18 protein-coding genes are annotated in these 22,348 nt (G+C 64.0%); 16 read left to right on the top strand and 2 right to left on the bottom strand.

The genetic code is table 11. From position 1 onward, the window contains the following. Positions 1–162: 162 nt before the first annotated feature. The 12 genes from ACQP2U_RS42990 (at position 163) to ACQP2U_RS42935 (ending at position 15,915) form a co-directional block, all read left to right on the top strand. Positions 163–450 carry a hypothetical protein gene (locus tag ACQP2U_RS42990; protein WP_433717217.1) on the top strand — a complete coding sequence of 96 codons (288 nt, stop codon included), beginning with the start codon at positions 163–165 and terminating at the stop codon, positions 448–450. Position 451: 1 nt separating this feature from the next. Beyond that, positions 452–2,185 carry an enoyl-CoA hydratase-related protein gene (locus ACQP2U_RS42985; RefSeq protein ID WP_433717215.1) on the top strand — a complete coding sequence of 578 codons (1,734 nt, stop codon included), beginning with the start codon at positions 452–454 and terminating at the stop codon, positions 2,183–2,185. Between the two features lie 20 nt (positions 2,186–2,205). Continuing rightward, complete coding sequence (locus ACQP2U_RS42980) at positions 2,206–3,693, top strand: NAD(P)/FAD-dependent oxidoreductase (protein WP_433717213.1); 1,488 nt, start codon at positions 2,206–2,208, stop codon at positions 3,691–3,693. Positions 3,694–3,708: 15 nt separating this feature from the next. After that, positions 3,709–5,037, top strand: coding sequence for an oxygenase MpaB family protein (locus ACQP2U_RS42975; RefSeq protein WP_433717211.1), 1,329 nt, complete (start codon positions 3,709–3,711; stop codon positions 5,035–5,037). Then, a complete protein-coding gene (locus tag ACQP2U_RS42970; protein WP_433717209.1) occupies positions 5,034–6,104 on the top strand; it encodes a polyprenyl synthetase family protein in 1,071 nt (356 codons plus the stop codon). The genes ACQP2U_RS42975 and ACQP2U_RS42970 overlap by 4 nt, the downstream gene beginning before the upstream one ends. Before the next feature lie 29 nt (positions 6,105–6,133). Further along, entirely contained in the window at positions 6,134–7,237 is a 1,104-nt protein-coding gene (locus ACQP2U_RS42965; protein ID WP_433717207.1) for a terpene synthase family protein, read from the top strand. Next, positions 7,237–8,205 carry a 4-hydroxy-3-methylbut-2-enyl diphosphate reductase gene (gene ispH, locus ACQP2U_RS42960; RefSeq protein ID WP_433717205.1) on the top strand — a complete coding sequence of 323 codons (969 nt, stop codon included), beginning with the start codon at positions 7,237–7,239 and terminating at the stop codon, positions 8,203–8,205. The genes ACQP2U_RS42965 and ispH overlap by 1 nt, the downstream gene beginning before the upstream one ends. Before the next feature lie 49 nt (positions 8,206–8,254). Continuing rightward, a complete protein-coding gene (locus tag ACQP2U_RS42955) occupies positions 8,255–10,111 on the top strand; it encodes a 1-deoxy-D-xylulose-5-phosphate synthase (RefSeq protein WP_433717203.1) in 1,857 nt (618 codons plus the stop codon). After that, positions 10,108–11,271 carry a flavodoxin-dependent (E)-4-hydroxy-3-methylbut-2-enyl-diphosphate synthase gene (ispG, locus tag ACQP2U_RS42950; RefSeq protein ID WP_433717201.1) on the top strand — a complete coding sequence of 388 codons (1,164 nt, stop codon included), beginning with the start codon at positions 10,108–10,110 and terminating at the stop codon, positions 11,269–11,271. The genes ACQP2U_RS42955 and ispG overlap by 4 nt, the downstream gene beginning before the upstream one ends. Before the next feature lie 404 nt (positions 11,272–11,675). After that, positions 11,676–12,215 (top strand): hypothetical protein, encoded by a 540-nt coding sequence (locus ACQP2U_RS42945; protein WP_433717199.1) that lies wholly within the window; start codon positions 11,676–11,678, stop codon positions 12,213–12,215. Positions 12,216–12,218: 3 nt separating this feature from the next. Beyond that, positions 12,219–12,578: a hypothetical protein gene (locus ACQP2U_RS42940; protein ID WP_433717197.1), complete on the top strand. Its 360-nt coding sequence runs from the start codon at positions 12,219–12,221 to the stop codon at positions 12,576–12,578. Between the two features lie 733 nt (positions 12,579–13,311). Then, positions 13,312–15,915: a glycosyl hydrolase family 28-related protein gene (locus ACQP2U_RS42935; protein WP_433717195.1), complete on the top strand. Its 2,604-nt coding sequence runs from the start codon at positions 13,312–13,314 to the stop codon at positions 15,913–15,915. 45 nt (positions 15,916–15,960) lie between these two features. On the opposite strand, the gene ACQP2U_RS42930 is transcribed toward ACQP2U_RS42935, so the two are convergent. Next, a complete protein-coding gene (locus ACQP2U_RS42930; protein ID WP_433717193.1) occupies positions 15,961–17,424 on the bottom strand; it encodes a hypothetical protein in 1,464 nt (487 codons plus the stop codon). A gap of 107 nt (positions 17,425–17,531) precedes the next feature. After that, positions 17,532–17,696 (bottom strand): hypothetical protein, encoded by a 165-nt coding sequence (locus ACQP2U_RS42925; RefSeq protein ID WP_433717191.1) that lies wholly within the window; start codon positions 17,694–17,696, stop codon positions 17,532–17,534. 3 nt (positions 17,697–17,699) lie between these two features. On the opposite strand from ACQP2U_RS42925, the gene ACQP2U_RS42920 reads away from it, so the two are divergent. From ACQP2U_RS42920 to ACQP2U_RS42905, 4 genes are all read left to right on the top strand, one after another. Continuing rightward, positions 17,700–18,614 (top strand): hypothetical protein, encoded by a 915-nt coding sequence (locus tag ACQP2U_RS42920; RefSeq protein WP_433717189.1) that lies wholly within the window; start codon positions 17,700–17,702, stop codon positions 18,612–18,614. Between the two features lie 2 nt (positions 18,615–18,616). Then, positions 18,617–20,422, top strand: coding sequence for an asparagine synthase (glutamine-hydrolyzing) (gene asnB / locus ACQP2U_RS42915; protein WP_433717187.1), 1,806 nt, complete (start codon positions 18,617–18,619; stop codon positions 20,420–20,422). Between the two features lie 34 nt (positions 20,423–20,456). After that, positions 20,457–21,413 (top strand): AEC family transporter, encoded by a 957-nt coding sequence (locus tag ACQP2U_RS42910; protein WP_433717185.1) that lies wholly within the window; start codon positions 20,457–20,459, stop codon positions 21,411–21,413. Between the two features lie 223 nt (positions 21,414–21,636). Beyond that, on the top strand, positions 21,637–22,278 hold the full coding sequence (locus tag ACQP2U_RS42905; RefSeq protein WP_433717183.1) for a TetR/AcrR family transcriptional regulator: 642 nt from the start codon (positions 21,637–21,639) through the stop codon (positions 22,276–22,278). The last annotated feature ends 70 nt before the right edge of the window (positions 22,279–22,348 follow it).

Below are 22,348 nucleotides of genomic sequence, written 5' to 3'. Positions count from 1 at the left end.
ACGACGACTACATCGAGCACCAGAACTGGTGAGTTGATCTCGCCGCTGTGTGCTCAGGCGCGCATCGGCAGGTTGGTCCGTCACAAGGCGCCTGTGACGGGACAGCCCACCGCCTCCTACTTCACGACTTTCTCGACATGCGCTGACCAACAGGAGCGGCACGTGACCCTTCCATATTTCATGCTCGCCGTCGCCTCAGTGCTGTTGGTGAACGGCGTGATCGTGCTGATCGCGCCTCTGCCCGGCGAAACACCGCAGTGGGCGGGCCCGTATTCGATGCGCACGGTCTGCGTGCGCATCGGGCTGGTGGCCGCAGCACCAATCTCGGTGCCTGTGCGGCTGCTATCAACCACTCGCCGTGCCGCCCTTGCCGCGATCCCGCGACCACAAGACGCCACGTGCAGGACAGCGGAATCCGTTGCAGCGCAGCAGGTGAGGGCAGGGGAATGACGTGACACAGCAGATCTTGCTACTGGCCAGCGGTGAGAACGGGCTGACCCGCCGCGCCCGGCTCGCGCTGGAACGAACCGGGCGAACTGTGCGCACCGTCGTGGTCGCCAGCAGTACCGACATCGAAAATACTGTCGCCGCCAACGACAGCGATCTGATCATCTGCCCCTACCTGACCGCCTACATCCCCGCAGCCGTGTACAACCGCCATAGGGTCGTGGTGATCCATCCCGGCCCGGTAGGCGACCGTGGTCCCAGCAGCCTGGACTGGGCGATCACCGAGGACGACCCGATCTGGGGCGTCACCGCAGTGTCTGCCACCGAAGTCCTCGACGCCGGTCCAGTATGGGGAACAAGAGCTTTCGTGCTCCCGCAAGGCCGCAAGTCTGATGTCTACAACTCCGTCGTGAGCGACGCGGCGATCCAACTCATCCTGGAGGCCGCCGACAACGCGGCCGACCCGGCGTTCGCGCCGATCGACCAGGCGCTGATGTACCGGCCGGTCGCGCATGCACGCACCCGCCCTCGGATGCGTCAAGCCGACCGCGCCTTCGACTGGTCCGATACCGCTGAGCACATCGTGCGCCGCGTCAACGCCTCCGACGGCTCACCCGGTGTGCGATCAACGATCGGCGACTTTCCGGTGTACCTCTACGACGCCCACCTCGGCCGCCGCGAGGTCGACGCCGAATCCGGTACCGTCCTTGGGCGCTGCCATCATGCGGTGGAAATCGCCTGCGGGACAGCAGAAAGCATCTGGATCGGGCATCTACGTGCAGTCATCGACGAGGAGTGGTCCTGCAAAGCGCCAGCCGCCGCTGCGTTGCTGCGCGCCGGATACCCCGTTGGCGCACTGCCGACCACTGTCGGCGGTGGCTTCGCCGATATCAACTATCGCAGATCGGGGGCGATAGGTGAGCTGACGTTCTCGGCTTACAACGGTGCCATGTCAACTGGCCTGTGCCGCAGGCTGACTCGCGCCGTCCGTGCCGCTGCCCGCGAGGACATTCGCGTGCTGATCCTGCGCGGCCGCCGCGACGCGATGTTCTCCAACGGCCTGCATCTGGGTCGGATCCACATCGACGAGCACCCTGCACGCGAAGCGTGGAACAACATCACAGCGATCAATGATCTCTGCCGGGAGCTGCTGTTGTGCGGCCGCGCGAGCGGCCAGAACCCCGACGGCCTGCTGACGATCGGCGCGATCACCGGCTCCGCCGGTGCTGGCGGTGCTGGCGGTGCACTGATGCCACTGAGCTGCGACATCGTCGCAGCAACCCGGCGGGCAGTGCTGGACCCGCACTACCAGACGATGGGGCTGTCGGGCTCGGAACTGCACACCTACACCCTGCCTTGCCGCGTCGGTGCCGACACCGCTGAACAACTCCTGCGCGAGTGCGCACCCATCGACACCGCCACGGCACTGAAGATCGGCTACCTCGACCATGTCGGACCCGACACCGGATTCGACACCTGGCTCGGTGACCTTGCCGCGCGGTACGCCGAACTCGACCGATGGACCGCGACAGTGCAGGCCAAACATGAGCAGCTCGCCACGGACATGGCACTCAAACCGATCCAGGCCTACGAGTACGCCGAACTCGGCGCGATGTCGCGCGACCTATTCCACGACCACCACGATTTCACCGCCAAACGCGGTGCGTTCCTGGGCAAGTCGACCCCACCCAAACCCCGCGCGATTACCACACCCACACCAGCACTGGCCGCGCACTAGCCCCGATCGGCGGAAAACAGATGACCGAAACAACACACAAAGTACTCAACCGGATAACACGACCCGCGCCCACGAGCGACCTTTCGCGAGGCACCGCCGGTGCGGATCCAGCTTCCACCATCACCTCCCCTGTCCGACGCAACGCCGTGTCCAGTGCGGCCCCGACCAGGGCGGCGGGGCGGGGTACGGCGGTGGTGATCGGCGGCGGGCTCGCCGGCTTGCTGGCCGCGCACGTGCTGTCCGAATTCTGCAACACGGTGGTCGTCGAACGCGATCGGTACCCCGATCAACCAGTGCCCCGCGCTGGTGTCCCGCAGGCCCATCATGCGCATCTGTTTCTTGAGGGCGGCCTGCGAGCCCTGGAAGCGCTGCTGCGAGGCATAAGGGCCGAGCTGACAGCTGCAGGCGCGGTGGAGGTGGTGATGGGCGCGGATCTGCGCTGGCTCAACGCATTTGGGTACATGGCTACCCACGACCGCCCAACCAGGTTCATGTCCTGCACCCGAGGCCTACTCGATCATGTCGTGCGGTCCCGGGTGATCGACGAAGATCTCGTGCGCTCCGGGGGGTTCGCCAAACCGTCAATACAGATCATGCAGGGCGTCGACGTTGTTGGGCTGCTTGGCGATTCCAGCGCCGTGAATGGTGTGCGGATCCGCAACCGCGATGACGGCACTGTCGAGGACCTGCCCGCTCAGATGGTTGTCGATGCGTCGGGGCGCAAGTCGAAGCTGACCGAGTGGCTCAAGCAGCTGGGATGCCCACCGGTTGCCGAGCAGCGTGTGGACGCCGGTTGCGCTTACATTTCACGGCTATACCACCGTCCGCCGGTAGATCTCGGATTCCGAGCGCTGTATCTGCAAGCCGCTCCGGGGCAGCCGCGCACTGGCTCGATATTGCCGGTAGAGGGGGAGCGTTGGATCGTGAGCCTCGGCGGGATGCGCAACGCCCAACCTGGGCGCGGTGACGAGGGTTTCGACGAAATGCTCGAACAGATGCGAGATCCGATCCTGCGCGACACGTTGCGGCGAGCCGAACCAGCCAGTGCCGCCAGGTGGTTCGCGGCTGGACCGAGCGTGCGAAGGAAATACCGCGGCGGGCCAGACGGGTTGGTCAGAGTCGGTGACGCCGCGGACGTGGTCAACCCGGTCTACGGACAGGGCATGACGAACGCTGTCCGTGGCGCTCAAGCGCTGGGCGTCACGGTCGCACGCCACCACGGCATCGATCACGCGGCTGCGCGCGCTGCCCGCAAGGCCATCGCCGCGGTGACGCGGGATGCCTGGCTGATGAGCATCGGAGAAGACGCCCGGTTCCCTGCGACTCTCGGCGCGCCGTCGGGGGCAATGACCCACATGCAGCACTGGTACCTCGACCGAGTACTCGACAAGGCGACTCAGGACCCTCACGTCGCCGCCGCGTTCACCTCCGTCATGAGCCTCACCGCTTCACCGACAGCGCTGTTCCGGCCGACTATCCTCGCCCCGGCCCTGCTCGGCATCGGCTGAGAGAGGAACCTGACGATGCCGCGCCGACAGCGAAACCCGAATCTACCCAACGCTTTTCCGTTCACGCTCATACCGCGCGGTGCCGCAGCGAAGGCCTGCGTGGTCAGCGCTGAGCAGCGTGAGGCGTACGTGCGCAGCGCACCCCACCGGGGCGATCCGCTCGCCGATGATGTCGTCGCGATGTTCAAGAAGCGTCGTCCAGGTGAGGGCCGCGCCATGTTCGAGGTGGCAGTGGCGCACGGCATTGACGCGGTCGGGGACCCGCCGGAGGAACTCGCCGCATTTTTCGCCCATATTGATGCTCTCCCGGTCTGGGTGGACCGTGCTCAGCTAGACCTCGCGGCCCAAGTGATCGGACGTACCGGCCTGATTGGTCTCGCGGCACTGTCCGCGGGTGCGTTGATGGGCGGCTATCTCGCCCATCGTGTTGTTAAACCGTTGGTCGCGACGGGTGATCTGGATCGGATGGTGGATCGGCGAATCGCCGAGACGACGGACTGGTTCGTCTCCGCGGCGACGGCGCCGGGCGGTTTGGAGCGGTTCGCGCCGGGGTTCCAGGCCACGCTGCGGGTGCGGTTGATGCACGCCCTGGTCCGCGCGGGGATGGCCCGCAGAGCGGATTGGGACTGGGACGGGTGGGACCACCCCATTAACCAGTCGCAGCTCTGCGGGACTGCCCTCCTTTTCACGCTCGCGATCCTGTCGGGCTCGGAGGCTCTGGGTATGCAATTCAGCCGTCGCGAGAAAGACGCCGTTCACCATTGCTTTCGCTATATCGGCTGGCTGATGGGCGTCGATGCTGACATTCTGGCAACCAGCGAGCGCGACTGCGCGCGGCTGCTGTGGCTGCAGGGCACCTACGAGTTCGGCCATCCCGATGAGGACAGCCAACGATTGGCGCGGGCGCTGGTGCAGGCGATCGGACCAATGACTGTCGGCGCAGGCGATGACCTGCCACACCGGGCCGCGCGACGCGTCGCCACCGCTGTGCTGTGCGCCTATGCCCGCCGCATCCTAGGCACTGAGGCCGCGGACTACCTCGCGCTGCCCGATAACACAATGCTCCAGCGCGCCGTTGATGCGATGGCGATGACGGTCAGCTGCCTGGAGTTTGTGCGGCGGATGCTGCCAGGCGCGACTCGCCTCGCTGAGAACGCTGGCAGACGCCGCTGGATCGCGGCCTCACAGCGAATGATGACCGAGCATCACGGCGACGCCCACTACGGCCGCCACGATCGCCTCGCCACCACCACGTCCCCGCAAAAGACCGGGCACTCCCCAGGCGATGGGAAGCGCATTGCCGTGCAACCACTTTCACCATCCGCATCGAGGAATCTTGCATGACCACCATCGAGAGCCGACGCTCCTCCACACCCACAAACGACGCGCACCGGATGGAAGTGGTCGATGACATGCTCGGGGCAGCCAGAGCTGTGGTCGCGCCCAAGTTGCGTACCGCCATCGACGCGCTACCGCAACGTATCGGTCGGATCGTGGCCTATCACCTCGGATGGGCGGAACTGGACGGCGGCGAACGTGAGGGCGAGGGCTCCTGGGGCAAGGGCATACGGTCCGCACTCGTGCTGGCTTGCGCGGAGGCGGTCGGCGGCGATGCTTTGGCCGCAGTACCCGCCGCGGTGGCGACGGAGTTGATGCACAACGCGAGCCTGATCCACGACGACATCATCGACGGTGACGACCTGCGCAGACATCAACTTGCCGTCTGGGCAGCGTACGGTTCGCCCGCGGCCATTCTTGCCGGTGACAGCTTGCTTGTTGCCTCCATCCAAGCGCTGCTGCGTAGTTCGCCTCAGCATGCCCTCGACGGGCTGGAGGTGCTGACCGCCGCCGGTCAACAGTTGATAGAAGGCGAGCAAGCCGACGTCACACTCGAGACGTTTCGCTTTGTGTCCGTCAACGAGGTCCTGACAATGATAGAGGGTAAGACCGCCGCATTGCTGAAATGCGCCTGTGTTCTGGGAGCCGTCTACGGTGGCAGCACCGAGGACCGTGTCGATGCCCTCGGACGATTCGGGCGCGATCTCGGGATGGCATTTCAAGGCATCGACGACCTCCTGGGCATCTGGGGCTCCGACGCCACGGGCAAGCCTGTGCTGTCCGACATTTGGCGACGCAAGAAGAGCCTGCCCGTTGTGGTAGCCCTGCAGGCTGGCACTCCGGCCTCGGCGGAGCTGGCCGCGATCTACGACGCAGACGACCCGCTTTCCGACGCCCAAGTTCAGCGTGCCGCCGAACTCATCGAGAAGACCGGTGCCAGGGGTTGGGTACGCGACTACGCCAACGAGCAGATCGCCTCCGCGCTCACGCATTTGGATCGAGCCCATCCCACCGCCCATGGTCGCGACCAGCTCACCGCGATCGCCCGCCGCGTTGTCGAGCGCAACACCTAAAGACATCCCAACCTCCGGAGCAGCAGCAAATGACCGCAGCCCAGCCCATCGACATATCCTCCGCCGACCTACAGACACTCCCGACGATGCGGCACGAGATCGCGGTGTACTGCCCGTTTCCGCTGCGATCCCATCCTTTCGACACGTGGGCAATCGACGGACAGGCGGTCCAGTGGTGCCTCGACCACCGCCTTGTCGCACAGCGTATGGGCTGTGCGGACGGCATCGCCGCGGCACTGCCACACGCTCCCGAATCCACGATTATCGCAGCCACGAAATGGTTTTACTGGGGTGCGTTGGTGGACGACTTCTGGGACGATCACCCCGACCTGAAACAGATGGTCGCCCACGTCGGTGCACTCCAACGCGTGATGTACACCGGATCTGACGCGCCGCTGCGGCCGGGCGATGAGTGGGCGGCAAGCCTGCGCGACCTACGCCGGGAGCTCGAGACCGTGCTGACCGCCGCCGAGATGGTCTGGTTCCGCGGCGAGGTCGCGGCCTGGCTGGAGGGTCAACTCTGGTACACCGCACTCCAGCACGGCGCGACACCGGATCTCGGGACTTATTTAGGCATGCGGTGGGCGAAATGTGGTGCCGCCACACTGGTTGCGTTCACTGCAGCCACGATGGGTTGCGAGCTGCCGATCAGCGAGCTCGACGACCCACCGGTGCGGGCATTCATCGAGGCGGTGATGTGGGCCTGCACCATCATCAACGACGTGGGCAGCGCCGCTAAAGAGCGCGACGCGGGAACGGCGAAAACGAATCTGATCACCGTGCTTGCCGCCGCGCACGGCCTCGACACCGCAGCCGCTTTGATCAAAGCCTGGCAGCTGTACGAGCGGATCGTTTCCGTGGCATGGCATCTCCAGCAGCAGCTGCGCGCCGATCCCCGCCCGGCCGTCGCACGGCTCGCCGCCGACCTGCCCGCCTGGATACCCGCAGGCATCCACTGGGCCGCCACCACCTCTCGCTACCGGGAGTTCACCGGCACCAGCACCGCGGGCACGGCACCCAAGGTGACGTTGTCCCAGACCCCCATCCTGTGGGACCGCGACAACCTTACTCCACCGCCACATCCTGAAATCGCCTGGTGGTGGCAGGAATTGGCTGAGAAGGGGAGTCGGTGATGAACCAGAACCCTACCGTCACGGTGCTGCTGGCCTCGCCACGAAGTTACTGCGCAGGGGTGGAGCGGGCCATCAAGACCGTCGAACGCGCCCTCGAGCACGCCACTGGCCCGGTGTACGTCCGCAAGCAGATCGTGCACAACCTCCACGTTGTCGCTGAACTCGCCAGGCGCGGAGCGATTTTCGTCGACGAGCTCGACGACATCCCACCAGGCGACGGTGCCACGGTTGTGTTCTCCGCACACGGGGTTTCACCTGCGGTGCGAGCAGAAGCCGACCGTCGCGGTCTGGCGGTCATCGATGCCACGTGCCCCTTGGTCCGCAAGGTTCATCATGAAGCTGAGCGATTCGCTCGTGCTGGGGATGCGATAGTTCTGGTCGGTCATGCAGGGCATGAGGAGGCCGAGGGCACACTCGGAGTGGCGCCCGACGCCACGGTGCTCGTGCAGACAGCGCAGGATGTCGCCACCCTCGATCTGCCCGCTGACAAGCCGGTGTCGGTGCTGACGCAAACGACGTTAGCCGTCGACGAGACCACCGAAGTGATCGACGCTCTGCGGGCCCGCTACCCGGAGCTGAAAACGCCAGCGTCGGAAGACATCTGCTATGCCACCACCAACCGGCAGAACGCCGTGCGTGCCGTCATCGGCGACGCCGACATCCTGCTTGTCCTCGGCTCGGCCAACTCGTCGAACTCCCAGCGCCTGGTCGAACTCTCCCTCCGCGCCGGCACTCCCGCCTACCTCATCGACAGTGCCGCGGACCTGAAACCTGACATGCTTGCCCATGCCACGACTATCGGTGTGACCGCGGGTGCATCCACCCCGCCCGAGCTCGTCGATCAGGTCGTTGACGTGCTGCGAGCCCGCGGACCGGTGCAGGTGCTCGAACGCGAGACCACCACCGAGACCATGCGATTCGCCCCACCCAGGCAACTACCGGCACAGCGGCAAGGACAGTCGACATGACCGCACCCACACTTGACGCCGCGTTCGTCGGCCACCCAGGGGCGTCATCATGACCGCCACACACGCCACCGGGTCCGCACACGTGAAACCTGTTGTGCTGGATTCTCTCTCGGTGCCAGAGGATATCGCGCGACTCGACTCTGCACAGTTGCGTGCGCTAGCCGACGCAATCCGCGCGCACCTCATCCGCACCGTCGCTGTGACCGGAGGACACCTCGGCGCGTCGCTTGGCATGGTCGAGCTGACCATTGCCCTGCACCGGGTCTTCAACTCCCCGAAGGATCCGATCATTTTCGACACAGGACATCAGGCGTACGCGCATAAGATGCTCACAGGCCGCGCCGGACAGTTCCACACGCTGCGCAGGCGTGGAGGGCTGTCGGGATATCCCAGCCGCGCCGAGTCCGAGCACGACTGGCTGGAGTCCTCGCACGCCTCGGTGAGTATCGCCCGAGGCCATGGCCTCGCCCGCGGTTTTCACCTACTCGGCGACACCGACCGCCGGGTCGTCGTCGTCATCGGTGACGGCGCACTCACCGGCGGCGTCGCGTGGGAAGGTCTCAACATCCTCGGGGCCGACGCACTGCCGTTGATCGTGGTCGTGAACGATAACGGCCGAAGCTACGACCCGACCGTCGGTGGGATCGCCACCCATCTCGCGCAGCTCCGTGACGGGACCTCCGGAGCCGGAAACTTGTTCGAAGCGCTGGGATTCGAGTATGTAGGGCCTGTCGACGGCCACGACATCGACGCGGTCACCACCGCGCTGAAACGCGCACAGAACTCGCAGAGACCGACCCTGGTCCATGCAATCACGAAAAAAGGCAAAGGGTACGGTCCAGCCGAGACCGACGCCGCGGACCGGATGCACGCCTGCGGACCGATCGACCCGGCCACCGGCCAACCGACCGCACCCCCGACACCAACGTGGACGGATGTGTTCGAAGGAGAGCTCACGGCCCTCTCCGAGCGCTATCCGCGAATCGTCGCCGCGACAGCGGGGATGCGGTTGCCGACTGGACTGGGCACCTTGTCGGCCGCGCATCCGAACCGGGTCTTCGATTCCGGGATCGCCGAGCAGCACACGGTTGCGGCCGCTGCGGGCATCGCCAGCAGCGGCCTGCATCCCGTCGTTGCGATGTACTCGACATTCTTGCCGCGTGCGCTCGACCAAGTCCTCTACGACGTCGGATTACACCAGGCGGCGATCACATTGGTGCTCGACCGCGCCGGGATCACCGGTCCCGATGGACCGAGCCATCACGGCCTGTGGGACCTGGTGCTGCTCAGTAGCGTCCCCGGAATGCGGATCGCCTGCCCGCGCGACCCCGAACGCCTGCGCGCACTGCTTCGTGAGGCAGTCGAGGTTCACGGCCCGACCGCTCTGCGCTTCCCGAAAGCCCCTGTGGAACAGGATATTCCCGCGATCGCTCAGATCGACGGGATCGATATCCTCTTCCGCAGCCCACGCCTGCCCCTCGACATTCTGATCGTCGCGGTCGGGGCCATGGCCGCACCATGCCTCGCCGCTGCCGCCGACCTCACCGCACGAGGAACCGGAGTCACCGTCGTCGATCCGCGCTGGGTGACACCGGTCAACCCGTCGCTGGTCGGGCTCGTCGCCCGCCACCGCGCCACCGTGACCGTTGAGGACGGCTACGTCGATGGCGGCATCGGCGCCCGCATCGTGCACGCCGTCACCGAACGATCCCCTCACTCTCCGGTCGCGATCCGAACCCTCGGCGTACCCGCTGGGTATCTCCCGCACGCGAGTCGGGCCGAGTTGCTGAACCACTGTGGGCTCACCAGCACCGGCATCATCGACGACTGCCGCACGCTATTGGATGCGCTGCCCGATCACGCCCCCGCGACTACACCGCCCGCCGTCACCTGGAGCGCGCCATGACCACCCATGCGCCCGTACAACTCCCTGCCCCCACCACCCCGCTGCGGACACTGCGCCCCCGCCGCAAGACCCGCCAATTGATGGTCGGCAAGGTCGGAGTGGGCAGCGAATACCCGATACCGGTCCAATCGATGACCACCACCAAGACCCATGACGTCAACGCCACCCTGCAGCAGATCGCCGAACTGACGGCCTCGGGCTGCGATATCGTGCGCGTCGCCTGCCCGCGCCAGGAGGACGCCGACGCATTGGCGACCATCGCGCGCAAGAGCCAGATCCCGGTGATCGCGGATATCCATTTTCAGCCGCGTTATATCTTCGCCGCCATCGATGCGGGTTGTGCCGCGGTGCGCGTAAACCCGGGCAATATCAAGGAATTCGACGGTCGGGTCGGCGAAGTGGCCAAGGCCGCTGGTGCGGCTGGCATCCCGATTCGCATCGGCGTGAATGCCGGTTCGCTGGATAAGCGGATGTTGGAGAAGTACGGCAAGGCGACCCCGGAGGCGCTGGTCGAATCGGCGCTGTGGGAGGCGAGCCTGTTCGAGGAGCACGGTTTCGGCGATATCAAGATCTCGGTCAAGCACAACGATCCGGTGGTTATGGTCGAGGCCTACCGCCAATTGGCCGCACAGTCGGATTACCCGCTGCATCTGGGTGTGACGGAGGCCGGTCCGGCGTTCCAGGGCACCATCAAGTCCGCTGTCGCATTCGGTGCGCTGCTGTCCGAGGGCATCGGTGACACGATTCGGGTGTCGCTATCCGCGCCGCCGGCCGAGGAGGTCAAGGTCGGCGGGCAGATCCTGCAGTCGCTGAACCTGCGCCCGCGCAAGCTCGAGATCGTCTCCTGTCCGTCTTGCGGCCGCGCCCAGGTCGATGTGTACACCTTGGCCAATGAGGTGAGCGCAGGTCTGGAGGGTATGGCGGTGCCGCTGCGCGTCGCGGTGATGGGCTGTGTGGTGAACGGTCCGGGTGAGGCGCGCGAGGCCGACCTCGGTGTCGCCTCGGGCAACGGCAAGGGCCAGATCTTCGTGAAGGGGCAGGTCATCAAGACCGTGCCGGAGGCGCAGATCGTGGAGACCTTGATCGAAGAGGCCATGCGCATCGCCGAGGAAATGGGCGAGACCGAAGGCGCGGATGAACCCGTCGTCACTGTGAGCTAACGGTCTCTACTTGAGGACACCATCGCCCTCGCACCCTATCCGAGCCTGGGTGACCTGTCTGTCACCAATCTCCAGGTATCACTTGCCGTACGGCTTCAGCCACATCGAGTTAGCCAATCGATAGCCCTACTGTGTCATTGCCGCTCGCTTCGCGCTAGAGTCGAACGTATGTGCGATAATCGTGTGGCGGGTCGACGGAGAACTCGAACATGATCCGGGTCGAGCACGCCGACTTCGTGGGTCTCTCGCCAGTCCAGGCCAGATCTGTGGTGCAGAGGCGTCTCGCCACCCGTGCGGAGGCCGATGGTTGGATGCCGAGGGGGCGTTTGCCGACGATCGCGCCACTGGATCGGTTGCTGCCCAATGGGTTGGGGCGCGGTGCTGTGGCGAATTATCGCGGGTCGGTGGCGTTCGTGCTCGGGATGGTGGCCGCGGCGTCTGCGGCGGAGCTTCCGGTCGCCCTAGTCGATTTTCCTGCGCGTGAAGACTTGCAGGCAGGGTTGCTGGCGGTGCACGAAATGGGTGGAACCCTGGGCAACATCGCCGTACTCGATGCCCAGGCACAGCCGGTGACGGCCGTTCATGGGCTCCTCGATGGCATGGCTTTGGTCGTCGCTGGTCTCGGCCGGACCCGGCTGACACCGTCGACATCGAGGATTCTGGTCTCCCGAGCGCACACCGGCGAGTGCACACTGGTATTCACAGATGGACAGCAATGCCCAGGCGCCGATCTGCATCTAACCGCACACTGCACTGATGCCGAGGGGCTGAGCCGCCACGGCCGCGGCTATCTGAAAGCGCAAACATACTCGGTGGAGGCCACCCCCAAGGGAGGCCAGCGTATCCACGGGGAATTTCGGAAGGATCCGCGACCGGGCAGAGTGGAGTGGGCAGCAGTCGAAGCAGCCGTGACCACGGTCGAACTTCCTACAGGCACGGGGTGAACCGTGACCGCCAAGAGAGCAGTGGAGTACCGGGGTGTGCGCCCGGTGGTGCCGCCAGTGCGGGTCCTGGTATGGCCGATGCGGATCTGGCCACCTACGCGGGTGAGATTCGGGGCCGACACGCCGCTGTGGCAGCGTGCGTTGGGCGTTCAACTGTCGAAGGTCCTGCCGGGTGAGTTGATAGAGATGGCGGTGACCCAGGCCGGGGATCTGTTGTGCCGCATTACATTCGACATCGAGATCGACCGTGAGCGGCGGAAGGAGTCCATGTTGCTTCCTACGACGGATCTCTGGGAGCCAGCGACAGTGGAAGACGCACAGCGGCTCAGGACGTTGGCGACGGAGCTCGACATCCGATGGTGATCGCGGATCGGGCGGGCCGGACCCCCCCTTCCGCGGAATGGTGATCCGTGATGGCCGCCTGTCCGCGAACCGCTCACTCGCGCACCACAACGGCCGCATCCCTGACGACATCACGCTGCAACCAACCGTGCGAACGCCTCCTGGCGGAACTGGAATTCGACAATCGGCATTTCGCCCTTCTTTGTCAACGCAGGGAAGTCTGTCGTCTTGGCTAGCTGTCGTCCGATGCACCGCCACACATGACGAGAGCGCATTGCTATGAGCAACACCGTGATGTTTCGCGTTGAAGTGACCTGACAGGTTCGGCTCGGTCATTGGTGTCGAGACCAATAAGAAGGAACGGCCTCGCTGACCAAAGCCAAGCGCTCGCTTCATGCCCAGCCGTGTCGAGAAGTCTTTCCCGAAACCTATTGTCGACGCTGTGTATTCGGCACGGTGCGCGGTGGCGCATAGGGCGAGTTCGTCGGATATTGAGTGGCCTAACACCACCACTTGCACGTAATCGGTGCCGAACTCAAACGGGGCAGATGCAGAAGTCCGCATGCCCGCAGGCCACACACCGATCGGTTGCCGGACCTACGGACCGGGGCGGCGGATCGGCATATCCTTCGCAAGCGCAGCGCATGAGGGCGATTCTCATGACAAGCTGAGCTACCCTGTAAAAACTGAGAACTGGCAAGAGACTGCTGGCCGAGCGTGTCTAGTCGATGTTATCCAACACCGAGGAGGCATTGTGTTCGACATCTCTGATGAACCAAGCGCCTTGTGGCGCCCAGTCGACGGCGCGGTCCCGGGCGATGCAAACGGATGGCACTTTTCAAGTACAGGCGTCGTGTCGCATCCCGGCCAGACTGCGAAAGACCCGTTGTCGCAAACTCGGCGAACAAAATGGGTGAGCCAAGGAAAAAAGAACATTGTCGCGGGTATCGTAAGCACCCATACAATTTGCTGGCGCGGAACACAACCGCGGAGCGGCGGATTCTGCTTGCGCGCACTATTCGGGTTGGGCGCCAACCCTATTGGCGGCCGGGCGTTCTGCGGCCTCTCGGCACGCCCAACCGATATCTGCGCCGTCAACCCCCGCCATGAACCGAACACAATTGGTTTCGGGTTCGACGAGTCGGAACCCGTCGGCTATTGGTACTTCATTACCCGCGGCTCTGGATCCACCTCGTCGAAGACGCGCCTCGACGGATCGAGCGGCACGCAACGGGCGCGGCGCAATACACAATCTCTATACGAGGCGACGATCTATGCGCCACCGAACTCAAAGTTCATATATGCTCGACTTGTCGACAAAGCGTCGGGCAGGCTGCTCTTCAACGAAACAATCGACACGAACCTGCCAGATCCCGGCCTATTTCTCTACGTCCACGCTCAATGTGGGACAGGTTTCCAAGCATCGCCTGCATCGTTCGAGCTTGCCTCGCTTGCGCTCGATAATACCATCCAGGGATTCTACAGTGTGCGGCATTTCGGAGCTGCGGGTGATGGAAAAGCCGATGACACCGACGCTATCCAAGCGGCAATCGACGTCGCGTCATGCGATTTCGTCGGAAAACGCCAGGAGCGTGGCCGCTCTGGTTCTTCGGTGTATCTTCCCCCCGGCCGCTACCGGATAACGAGACCCCTCCTGCTGAATCGAGCGCTGACGGTGTTCGGGGCGGGTGACAGCGCAGACGCGAGCGTGATCATCGCCGATCCGGACCTCGACGTCGTCCGTTATCCGACGGAGAACAAAGGCCCGCTGATAGTCGATGGTGAGGAAATCTGCGCTGCCATCGCACTTCTCGGTGATACGACCGGACCGGCAGCGGGCGCAAGCTCGGCTGATTACTGCACCATCCGCGACGTACTCATTTCCGGCGCATATGAGACCATCAAAAACCCGAATGCCGATGGCATCTATGTCGGATGCTATGGCGCGCGGCTGAACCGGGTATGGATAGATGGGTTCCCCCGGAAGGGCATATACGTGAAAGCGGTGGATGACCTTCCTAAGTTCTCAGTGAATTGCGACGGGTTCTTGTTCGAGGATTGCAAGTCTACCGGCAATGGCACGCACGGCTACCATATCCTGGGCGACAAGGCGAATGCCGGAGCCCTGATCAGATGTAATGCCACGTCGAACGGCGACTGCGGATTTCTGGACGAAAGCACTTTGGGAATCTCCTTCTTTCAGTGCCTTTCGGAGTCGAACGCCCGGTTCAACTACAGGTCCGAACGCACGGTCGGGGCATCTACATACGTGGGCTGCTACGGTGAGGCCAATACTCCGTCCAAGTTCATTGGCCCGAGTATTGTCGTCGTCGGGGTAATGATCGAAGATATCACTAGTGACTCCCGCGCCAGATTCATTTCAACACACGGTTCGACCAAACCTTTCCACGTGATCAACAATTATGGCGCCCTCGACGGGTGGTATGCCGGAAGGAACTATCTAGTCGGAGAAGTCACGCGGCCCACAGCTCCTAACGGCTGTAAGTATGAATGTGTGCATGAAGGCCGATCAGATCTCGATTATGAACCAGTATGGTCTACAACACTCGGTGATCTAACTCCCGATGGTGGTGTGCAGTGGAAATGCGTCTCTACGAATTTCAAGGAAGCCGAACCTTCTTCGGTCGGCGTTGGCGGATGGCCGGGTTCGAGTTTCCGCGGAGTATTCGGGTGGGGACGAGGCGTCGATCCAAAGAGTTGGCTGGAACTTACTCCCGTCAAGGATGGCAGGTGGCAGCTTGCGTGGTGGAACAATCCGCCACACACGGCCTGCTCGTACGTTGACGACGGGACCTATCCTCGGCATGGTGCGCAGTGCTTCCCCGAAATATGGGTAGGAGATGGGCTGCAGGAGCGCCGCATCGCCGTCGCACACAATGGACCGAAGAGGCTCGCAGGATCTGTAGGGTTTTACTCGGTCGGCGATCTCATTCTCAATCCTGGTCCGACAGGACCATGGGCGTGGCGAGTAGGCACGCGAGGAGGCATCCCATACGCGTTCGGGAAGGCCTCGAAATGGACGCCCGAAGCGGCCTATCATGCTGGATCCGTCATCACTCCGAGCAAACCAAACGGCTACGTCTATCGGGCGACCCTCACCGCACAAGTGGACGCAAAAGAACCGGAAAAGTGGTTAACCACTTCCGGCGCTACTGTTCCTGACGGGGACCAACTCTGGGAATGCTGGGGTGTAGACCATGATTTTCTGGAGCCGCTTCCCCAACAGGCGGCCGGCCAGCCCGACTCGACGGCGACCAACATTGCCGAACTCGTTGCCGACTTCAACACGTTATTAACAAAGCTTCGCGCCGCTAATGTCATAGCGCCATCTCCATGAGTGGTTGCGGTTCTGCACTGTGCTTCGAGGGCATGTCCAGGTGGCTTATTCGGTGCGTGCGGCGGTCAGCGAACGGAGGCTGCGGACTCGGTCGGTTAGGTCGCGCACCGCGGGGCGACCGCGATGTTCAGCGCAGGTTTGGGCGATGGCAACAAGATGCTCGACGCACCGAACTGAGGTGACTTCGTCAGCGAGGATATCGACCGCGCGCCCCGCGTAGTCGAGGGCCTGGTCGAGGTCGAGGTCCGGCTCCTGCAAATGGGTGTTGGCCAGCAGCGTGTAGCGCAGCGCTGTTTCTCGGGTGTTGGTGGGGTCTTGCAGGCGCAGCGCCTGCTGCAGGTGGTGTCGGGCGCTGGAGGGCTGCGCGAGCCGTGTAAAGCAGAACCCCGCTTGGGCATGTGCTTGAGTTTGGCTGATCCAGTATGACCAATCTGGTTCCGCTGCAGCAGGATTGGTGTCCAAGCTGGTAAACGCGGCATCTAGGGCGCGACGGGTTTCGGTTGCCGATCCTTCGGTGGCGTACGCCTCGGCGGCCCGCAGGTGCAGGATCGCATTTACGCGGGGGCTGGTGCCGCGGTACCCGGCGCGCGCGGATTCGGCGAGCAGTGTGGCTTCCCGGCGTTGATTGAGGTCTTTGGCTTGGCAGGACATGAACCCGAGAGTGTTCGCGGCGAGTGCATTGTCGCCCGCAGTATGGGCGGCGCGTAGTGCGGCCAGCCAATAGCGTTGCGCGAGGGCATGCTGTCCGCTGTCGAAGGCCAACCAGCCGCCCAGGCGAAGCAGCTCTGCAGCACTGCTGTACAAGCGCCGTCCCACCGAGTCGGTGTAGGTGCCGTGGCGCAGTAGGTGCAGCGGGTTGCGCAGATGTGTACCCACCATGGTCAGCAGTGTGCCGCCGCCGAGTTGGTCGTCCATGCGACGCAGACTGGCGGTGATCGTGTCGATCTCATCGACGGTGCTGATCTGTACGCGGGTCCCGGTCAGGCTGGTGAGGTCGCCCATCGGGTGGGCCAGCAGCCATTGATGGGCTGGTGCACTGAGCTCGGCGCCCAACAGGGTCAGGAATTGACGTCGCTGCATGTGATCAGACTCGGCGACAGCACCGATCGCGCGCAAGGCGGACTCGGCGGTCCAATGCCGGTCGAGGAAATTGTCGACCGTTGATTGCCGCTTTGTGCAACTGCTGTGCATCTGGTCGGGTTCTGCACGGGCGCGGTCGATTTCAGTCGCACCGGGGCTGCCGCGGCCGGACGTCGGATCCGGTGGGTCGAGTTCGCGGCTGGTGAGTAGTTGGGCGAAGCGTTGTTGCGCCGGTTTGTCCGCCTTTTGCAGGGCATCGTCCAACAGGTGCTGGCTCTTTGCTTTGGGCACCGACCCGGGGTTCGCGCGCCACCGTGCCACGGTGGTCTGTTCCACTTCCAGCAGCGCGCTGAATGCCCTGTTGGACAACCGCAGCGCGGTTTGCAGGTCGGTGGCGGTTTGCCCGGTCCACGAGCGCCCGATGATCATCCCCGTGTCCTCGCCTTGAAGTGGCTGTTGGATCGACACGCCGAGGTTACGCCACCACAACGCAAGCGTTGCGCGATTTGCTGCGCACCTGATCTGCGCGAGGCTGATCAGGCACCCGAGGCCTGGCGGACCCGCCACAGATGTTGTGACACAACACCATCCGCGTTCAGTGACGCCCGCTGTACGACGGTCAGCAGGGCTTCGGGTGCCTCGTCTTCGACGTGATCGGCGCGGGGACGCTCGGCACACCACTTGGTGTTGTGGGAAGGCAAATCATGACGTCATATACAAAAGCTCGCGCACTGCTGGTGACCGCAGGCGTATTCAAAGGCGAACCCGCTCAGCCCGCCGATACGGGTTGTTTCCAGGATGGGAGCCAGTGGCGCATCGAGGTGCCCACGGTCAACTCAGCCACCGCAGCGCAGACTTTGCTGGAAGGGGCAGCGGCAAAGGGGATCACGATCAACCGGATCACCGAAACCCTTGGCATGTTCTGCCATCCCGACGCCGACATCGAGCGGTATGTGCGGTTGGGACGTGAGCACGGTGTGCAGGTGTTGATGTCGATCGGTCCTCGCGCCACCTACGACATCGGCGCGAGCGTGCGCACACCCGAAGGTGCCCGCAACGGCAACAGGCTGCGCGGACAAGACCAACTGGAAAAGGCGTTGGCTGATCTTCTGCGCGGGCTGGAACTGGGTGTGCGCGGGTTCGTCATCTACGACGAGGGACTGCTGCGGGTGCTGGGCACCTTGCGCTCGCTCGGTGAGTTACCCGCCCAAGTCCACCTGAAAGTCTCGGCGCACTGCGGGCACGGCAATCCGGCGTCGATGCAGCTGTTGTCCAACCTCGGCGCCGACAGCATCAACCCTGTGCGGGACCTGCCGATCCCGGCGATCGCCTCGCTGCGGCAGGCGGTGACGGTGCCGCTGGACATCCATGTCGACAACCCCAAGTCCTCGGGCGGATTCATCCGCACCCTCGATGTCCCCGACATCGTCACCGCGGCCGCGCCGGTGTATCTCAAGACCGGCAACGGCGTCATGGACGGGCACGGCACCCGACCGACACCCGAGCAGGTCACCGGCATGCTGCGGCAGGCACAGATCGTCACCGAAACAATGAAGCGATACTGCCCCCACCTCCAGCAATCGACCACCCTGCCCACCGCGACGGTGGGGGTGGTGTGAGCATGTGCCGCATCCACGGGTACCTCGGCGGCGACCCGATCGACCGCACCACCATGTTGTCGGTCGCCGCCGCGCAGCGCCACGGCGGCCCTGACGCGCAAACGGTGCATCTTGGGGCCGGGTGGGCGTTGGGCAACGCCCGCCTGACCGTACAGGGCATCGACGGCGGCACCCAACCCTTCCAGCTCGGTGAGCACCTGTGGTGTGTCTACAACGGCATGATCTACAACCACAACGAACTGCGACGCCAACTCCGTGTGCACGGCCGCTACCACTTCGAAGGCGACTGCGACGGCGACATCCTGCTGCCACTGTACGAACGTTACGGCGATGACTTCACCTCGTATCTGGCTGGAATGTTCGCCATCGCCGTCGTCGATTCCCGCTACGGCGCACCGACATTGAAACTGTTCGTCGACCATGCGGGCATGAAATCGCTGTACTACTACCGCACCCGCGATGGACGCGGGATCCGGTTCGCCTCCGAACTACATGCCCTGCAACAGTTCCCAGACTTCCCCGCCGACCTGGACACACTCGCGGTCGACCGCTACCTCGGCGGGCGAGCAGTGTGGGGGCCGACCACGATGTTCACGACCGTGGAAACTCTCCCGCCGGGAGCCCAAATCAGCTTCACCGCCGCCGGGCAGCTCCGCGAACGCCAAACCCAGCCCGCGGCACCAGCATTCGATGTCGATGGCATGAACGTGGCCACCGCCGGAACCCGGCTACACCAGCTGATGCGCACCGAAATGGACCGAATGCTGCGTGCAGATGTCCCGGTGTGCGTCATTACCTCTGGCGGATTGGACTCGAGCTACCTCACCGGCGTCGCCGCCGAGCTGATCGGCCAGGTCCCGACATTCAACGTCGCCTACACCGGCGACTGGCCCGCAGACGAGCGCGCTTATGCCTGCGAGGTCGCAGACCACTGCGGTGCCAACCACACCCAGGTCGAACTCGATCCCGCACAGTTCCCGACGTTGATCAACCAATTCGTGGCCCACCTCGATCAACCCAACAACGCCCCGCACAGCCTGTCGACCTACGGACTTTTCGGCGCGATCCGTGACGCCGGGTTCAAGGTCGCCATCACCGGCGACGGCGCCGATGAACTCTTCGCCGGATACACCCGCTTCCACACCGCAGCCACCGACCACACACCAGATTGGCATCACCGCTACCAGACGAGTTTGGCCGCCGCCGCGACCAGCACCCTCACACGCCTCTACAGCCCCGACTACCGCGCGACACTCACCGCGGCAGGAGGAATGTTCAGCGACAAGATTGCCGAAGACCTCGCCTCCAGGGCACAAACCAGCGCGCTCGGCAAGCTGGAGATGCTGCTGCGCTACGACCAGATCGAGCGGTTCCCGTACTACATCCTGCGCCGCGTCGACCACCTGAGCATGGCCCACGGAGTCGAGGCCCGCATCCCATTCCTGCAACCGGACATCGTCGCGTTCGCGCATCAACTGCCCGCACACCTGAAACTCGCGGACGGCATCGGCAAAGCGCCGGTCGCGGCCGCCGCGAAAACGGTAATCCCGCAACGGATCATCGACCGCCCCAAACAACCCTTCACCCTGCCCGTGCACGCCATGATGGTGCCCGGCCAACCGCTCTACGACATGGTCGGCGATATCGTGCTCCCGCTGACCCACACCAGCGGCCTGTTCGACCCGGTCGTGGTGAAAGCCCTGTTCACCCAGCAGGGCTCGCACACTCCCACCGCAGGAACCGCCAACCTGCTGTGGTCGATCCTGATCCTCGAGCTGTGGCTGGACATCGGAGGCCTGCACCTGTGACCAAAAACCGAACTCGTGGCAGGGGGCAACACGAGTGAGCGCAGTCGCTGTGGTCGGCGAGGTCCTAGGCCCGGTCACCCCGATCGTGCTGATATTCACCGCCGGCGCCTACTTCGCCCGCCGCAAGATCATCGCCGCCAGCGATTCGCGGGTGCTGTCAGAGTTCGCGTTCCGCCTCGCCATCCCTGCCTACCTGCTCGGCAAACTCTACGTCAGCGACCTGCGGCAGCTGTTCGATCCCGCATCGCTGACGGTGTACGCGATCACCGCGCTGGTCGCGGCGGCTGCGATAGGGATCTGGTCACGGCTGGTGCACCACACCAGCATTCGGGGTGTTGCGTTGCGGATCATGGCCGGCGTTCAGGTCAACACCGCCTACTTCGCGATTCCGGTGCTGGTGTTGGTGTTCGGCGACGCTGCACCGATCTTCCCGATCTTGTTGTTCCAGGTGCTGGTGTTGACGGTCGTCGTGATCACCATCATGGAAGCGGCCCCGAACGATGACGACCTCGACCGCTCACCGGGGCAGCGAATCACCCGTGGGGTGTGGCGGTCGCTGACCACACCGGTTGTGCTGGCATGCCTGACCGGTGTCGTGCTCAACGCGCTGCACGTCCCGATACCAGGCCTGATGTTGACGTCACTGTCGTTCGTCGGCGACGCCGCGTCCCCGGTCGCTTTGTTCGCGCTCGGTCTCTACGTCGGCGGCACAGGCCTGCGCTGGCGCGGAGCCAGCACCGACGAGAACAGCCTCGTCGCGTTCAAATGCATCGGGTTCCCGCTGCTGATGTGGGGCGCGCTGCAGATCACCGGAATACCGGACCCCTGGCGCGGCTACCTGATCCTGATCGCTGCCATGCCGGCCCCACAGAACCTGTTCACCTTCGCCCAAACCTACGACACCGACGTCGATCTGGCCGCCTCGGCAGTCCTCAAATCCACCCTCTTGTCGCTATGCCTGCTGCCGATTTGGCAGCTGCTGATCAGCTGAATCGCCCACAGTTCCACCAACCTCTCCGCGGCCTCGCCAGAGGGCGTTTCGGTCACTGCTGACCAGCGACCGGTGGGTGCGGAGCGTGGACTGTGCCTTGGCATCAAACATTCCCGGGTTGCCCTCACCAAGCCGGTCATTTGGTGACGAGTCGCCGACATTCGGTACTCCGATGACACGTCATGGTGAACACTATCGAAACAGAAGGAAATTGATCGGCGAGATGAGTGCGTTGAACGCAGGGCCATCCAAACCAACTCGGCCGACTCGCGCACAGACGATGGAGATGACCCGACAGCGGCTGCTCGTTGCCGCGCGAGCACTGATCGCCGAGCACGGATATACCGCCGCGACCATCAACGCGGTCGCAGAACGAGCTGATGTTACCCACGGCGGGGTGCACACACATTTCCCAGAAAAACTCCTGCTCGGCATCGCGGTACTCACCGAATGGGTAGGTGAGGTCGCCGACCATGTCGACCAATATGCGCAGATCTACTCATGGAACGAACTTGGTGACCCCGCGAACGCGTTGGCCCGTGTGTTGTCCGACCTGCGATGGGTGCGGCTACATATGGAGCTGACCGCTGAAAGCCGATGCGAACCAGTAGTCCACGACTCCATCGCGCTACTCCGCACGAAGCTCGCCCAGGCGATAACCGCAACGCGTGGCCCGCGAAGCTCAGAGCCGGACACCGAGCCCGACGAGCCCGAGGCGCTAGCGGCGATGATCCTCACCTACCTCTACGGCTCGGTCTCCATCGGGGCGTGGAACCCGGAAGCCTCGACCGACACTCTCATCGCCACGATCAGCCTCATTCTGAAACAGCACTCTTCGTCGCGTCTGCCTCAAAGCCTGGGCTGAACTTCAACGCCGGTGCTGTGCTGGCCGCGATGTGGATGTGCTCAGCGATGCGGCTCAGGTGATCTCGCCC

This window comes from Nocardia sp. CA-084685 (genome assembly GCF_050955785.1).
Lineage (GTDB): Bacteria > Actinomycetota > Actinomycetes > Mycobacteriales > Mycobacteriaceae > Nocardia.
The sequence above is the reverse complement of the archived record's forward strand: the minus strand, read 5'-3'. Positions and strand labels throughout refer to the sequence as shown.

Bases quoted from the DNA above. Each gene is read 5' to 3' on its own strand.
- ACQP2U_RS42980 (WP_433717213.1), top strand. From the start codon at position 2,206: ATGACCGAAACAACACACAAAGTACTCAACCGGATAACACGACCCGCG.
- ACQP2U_RS42975 (WP_433717211.1), top strand. From the start codon at position 3,709: ATGCCGCGCCGACAGCGAAACCCGAATCTACCCAACGCTTTTCCGTTC.
- ACQP2U_RS42970 (WP_433717209.1), top strand. From the start codon at position 5,034: ATGACCACCATCGAGAGCCGACGCTCCTCCACACCCACAAACGACGCG.
- ACQP2U_RS42965 (WP_433717207.1), top strand. From the start codon at position 6,134: ATGACCGCAGCCCAGCCCATCGACATATCCTCCGCCGACCTACAGACA.
- ispH (WP_433717205.1), top strand. From the start codon at position 7,237: ATGAACCAGAACCCTACCGTCACGGTGCTGCTGGCCTCGCCACGAAGT.
- ACQP2U_RS42955 (WP_433717203.1), top strand. From the start codon at position 8,255: ATGACCGCCACACACGCCACCGGGTCCGCACACGTGAAACCTGTTGTG.
- ispG (WP_433717201.1), top strand. From the start codon at position 10,108: ATGACCACCCATGCGCCCGTACAACTCCCTGCCCCCACCACCCCGCTG.
- ACQP2U_RS42930 (WP_433717193.1), bottom strand. From the start codon at position 17,424: ATGATCATCGGGCGCTCGTGGACCGGGCAAACCGCCACCGACCTGCAA.
- ACQP2U_RS42920 (WP_433717189.1), top strand. From the start codon at position 17,700: ATGACGTCATATACAAAAGCTCGCGCACTGCTGGTGACCGCAGGCGTA.
- asnB (WP_433717187.1), top strand. From the start codon at position 18,617: ATGTGCCGCATCCACGGGTACCTCGGCGGCGACCCGATCGACCGCACC.
- ACQP2U_RS42905 (WP_433717183.1), top strand. From the start codon at position 21,637: ATGAGTGCGTTGAACGCAGGGCCATCCAAACCAACTCGGCCGACTCGC.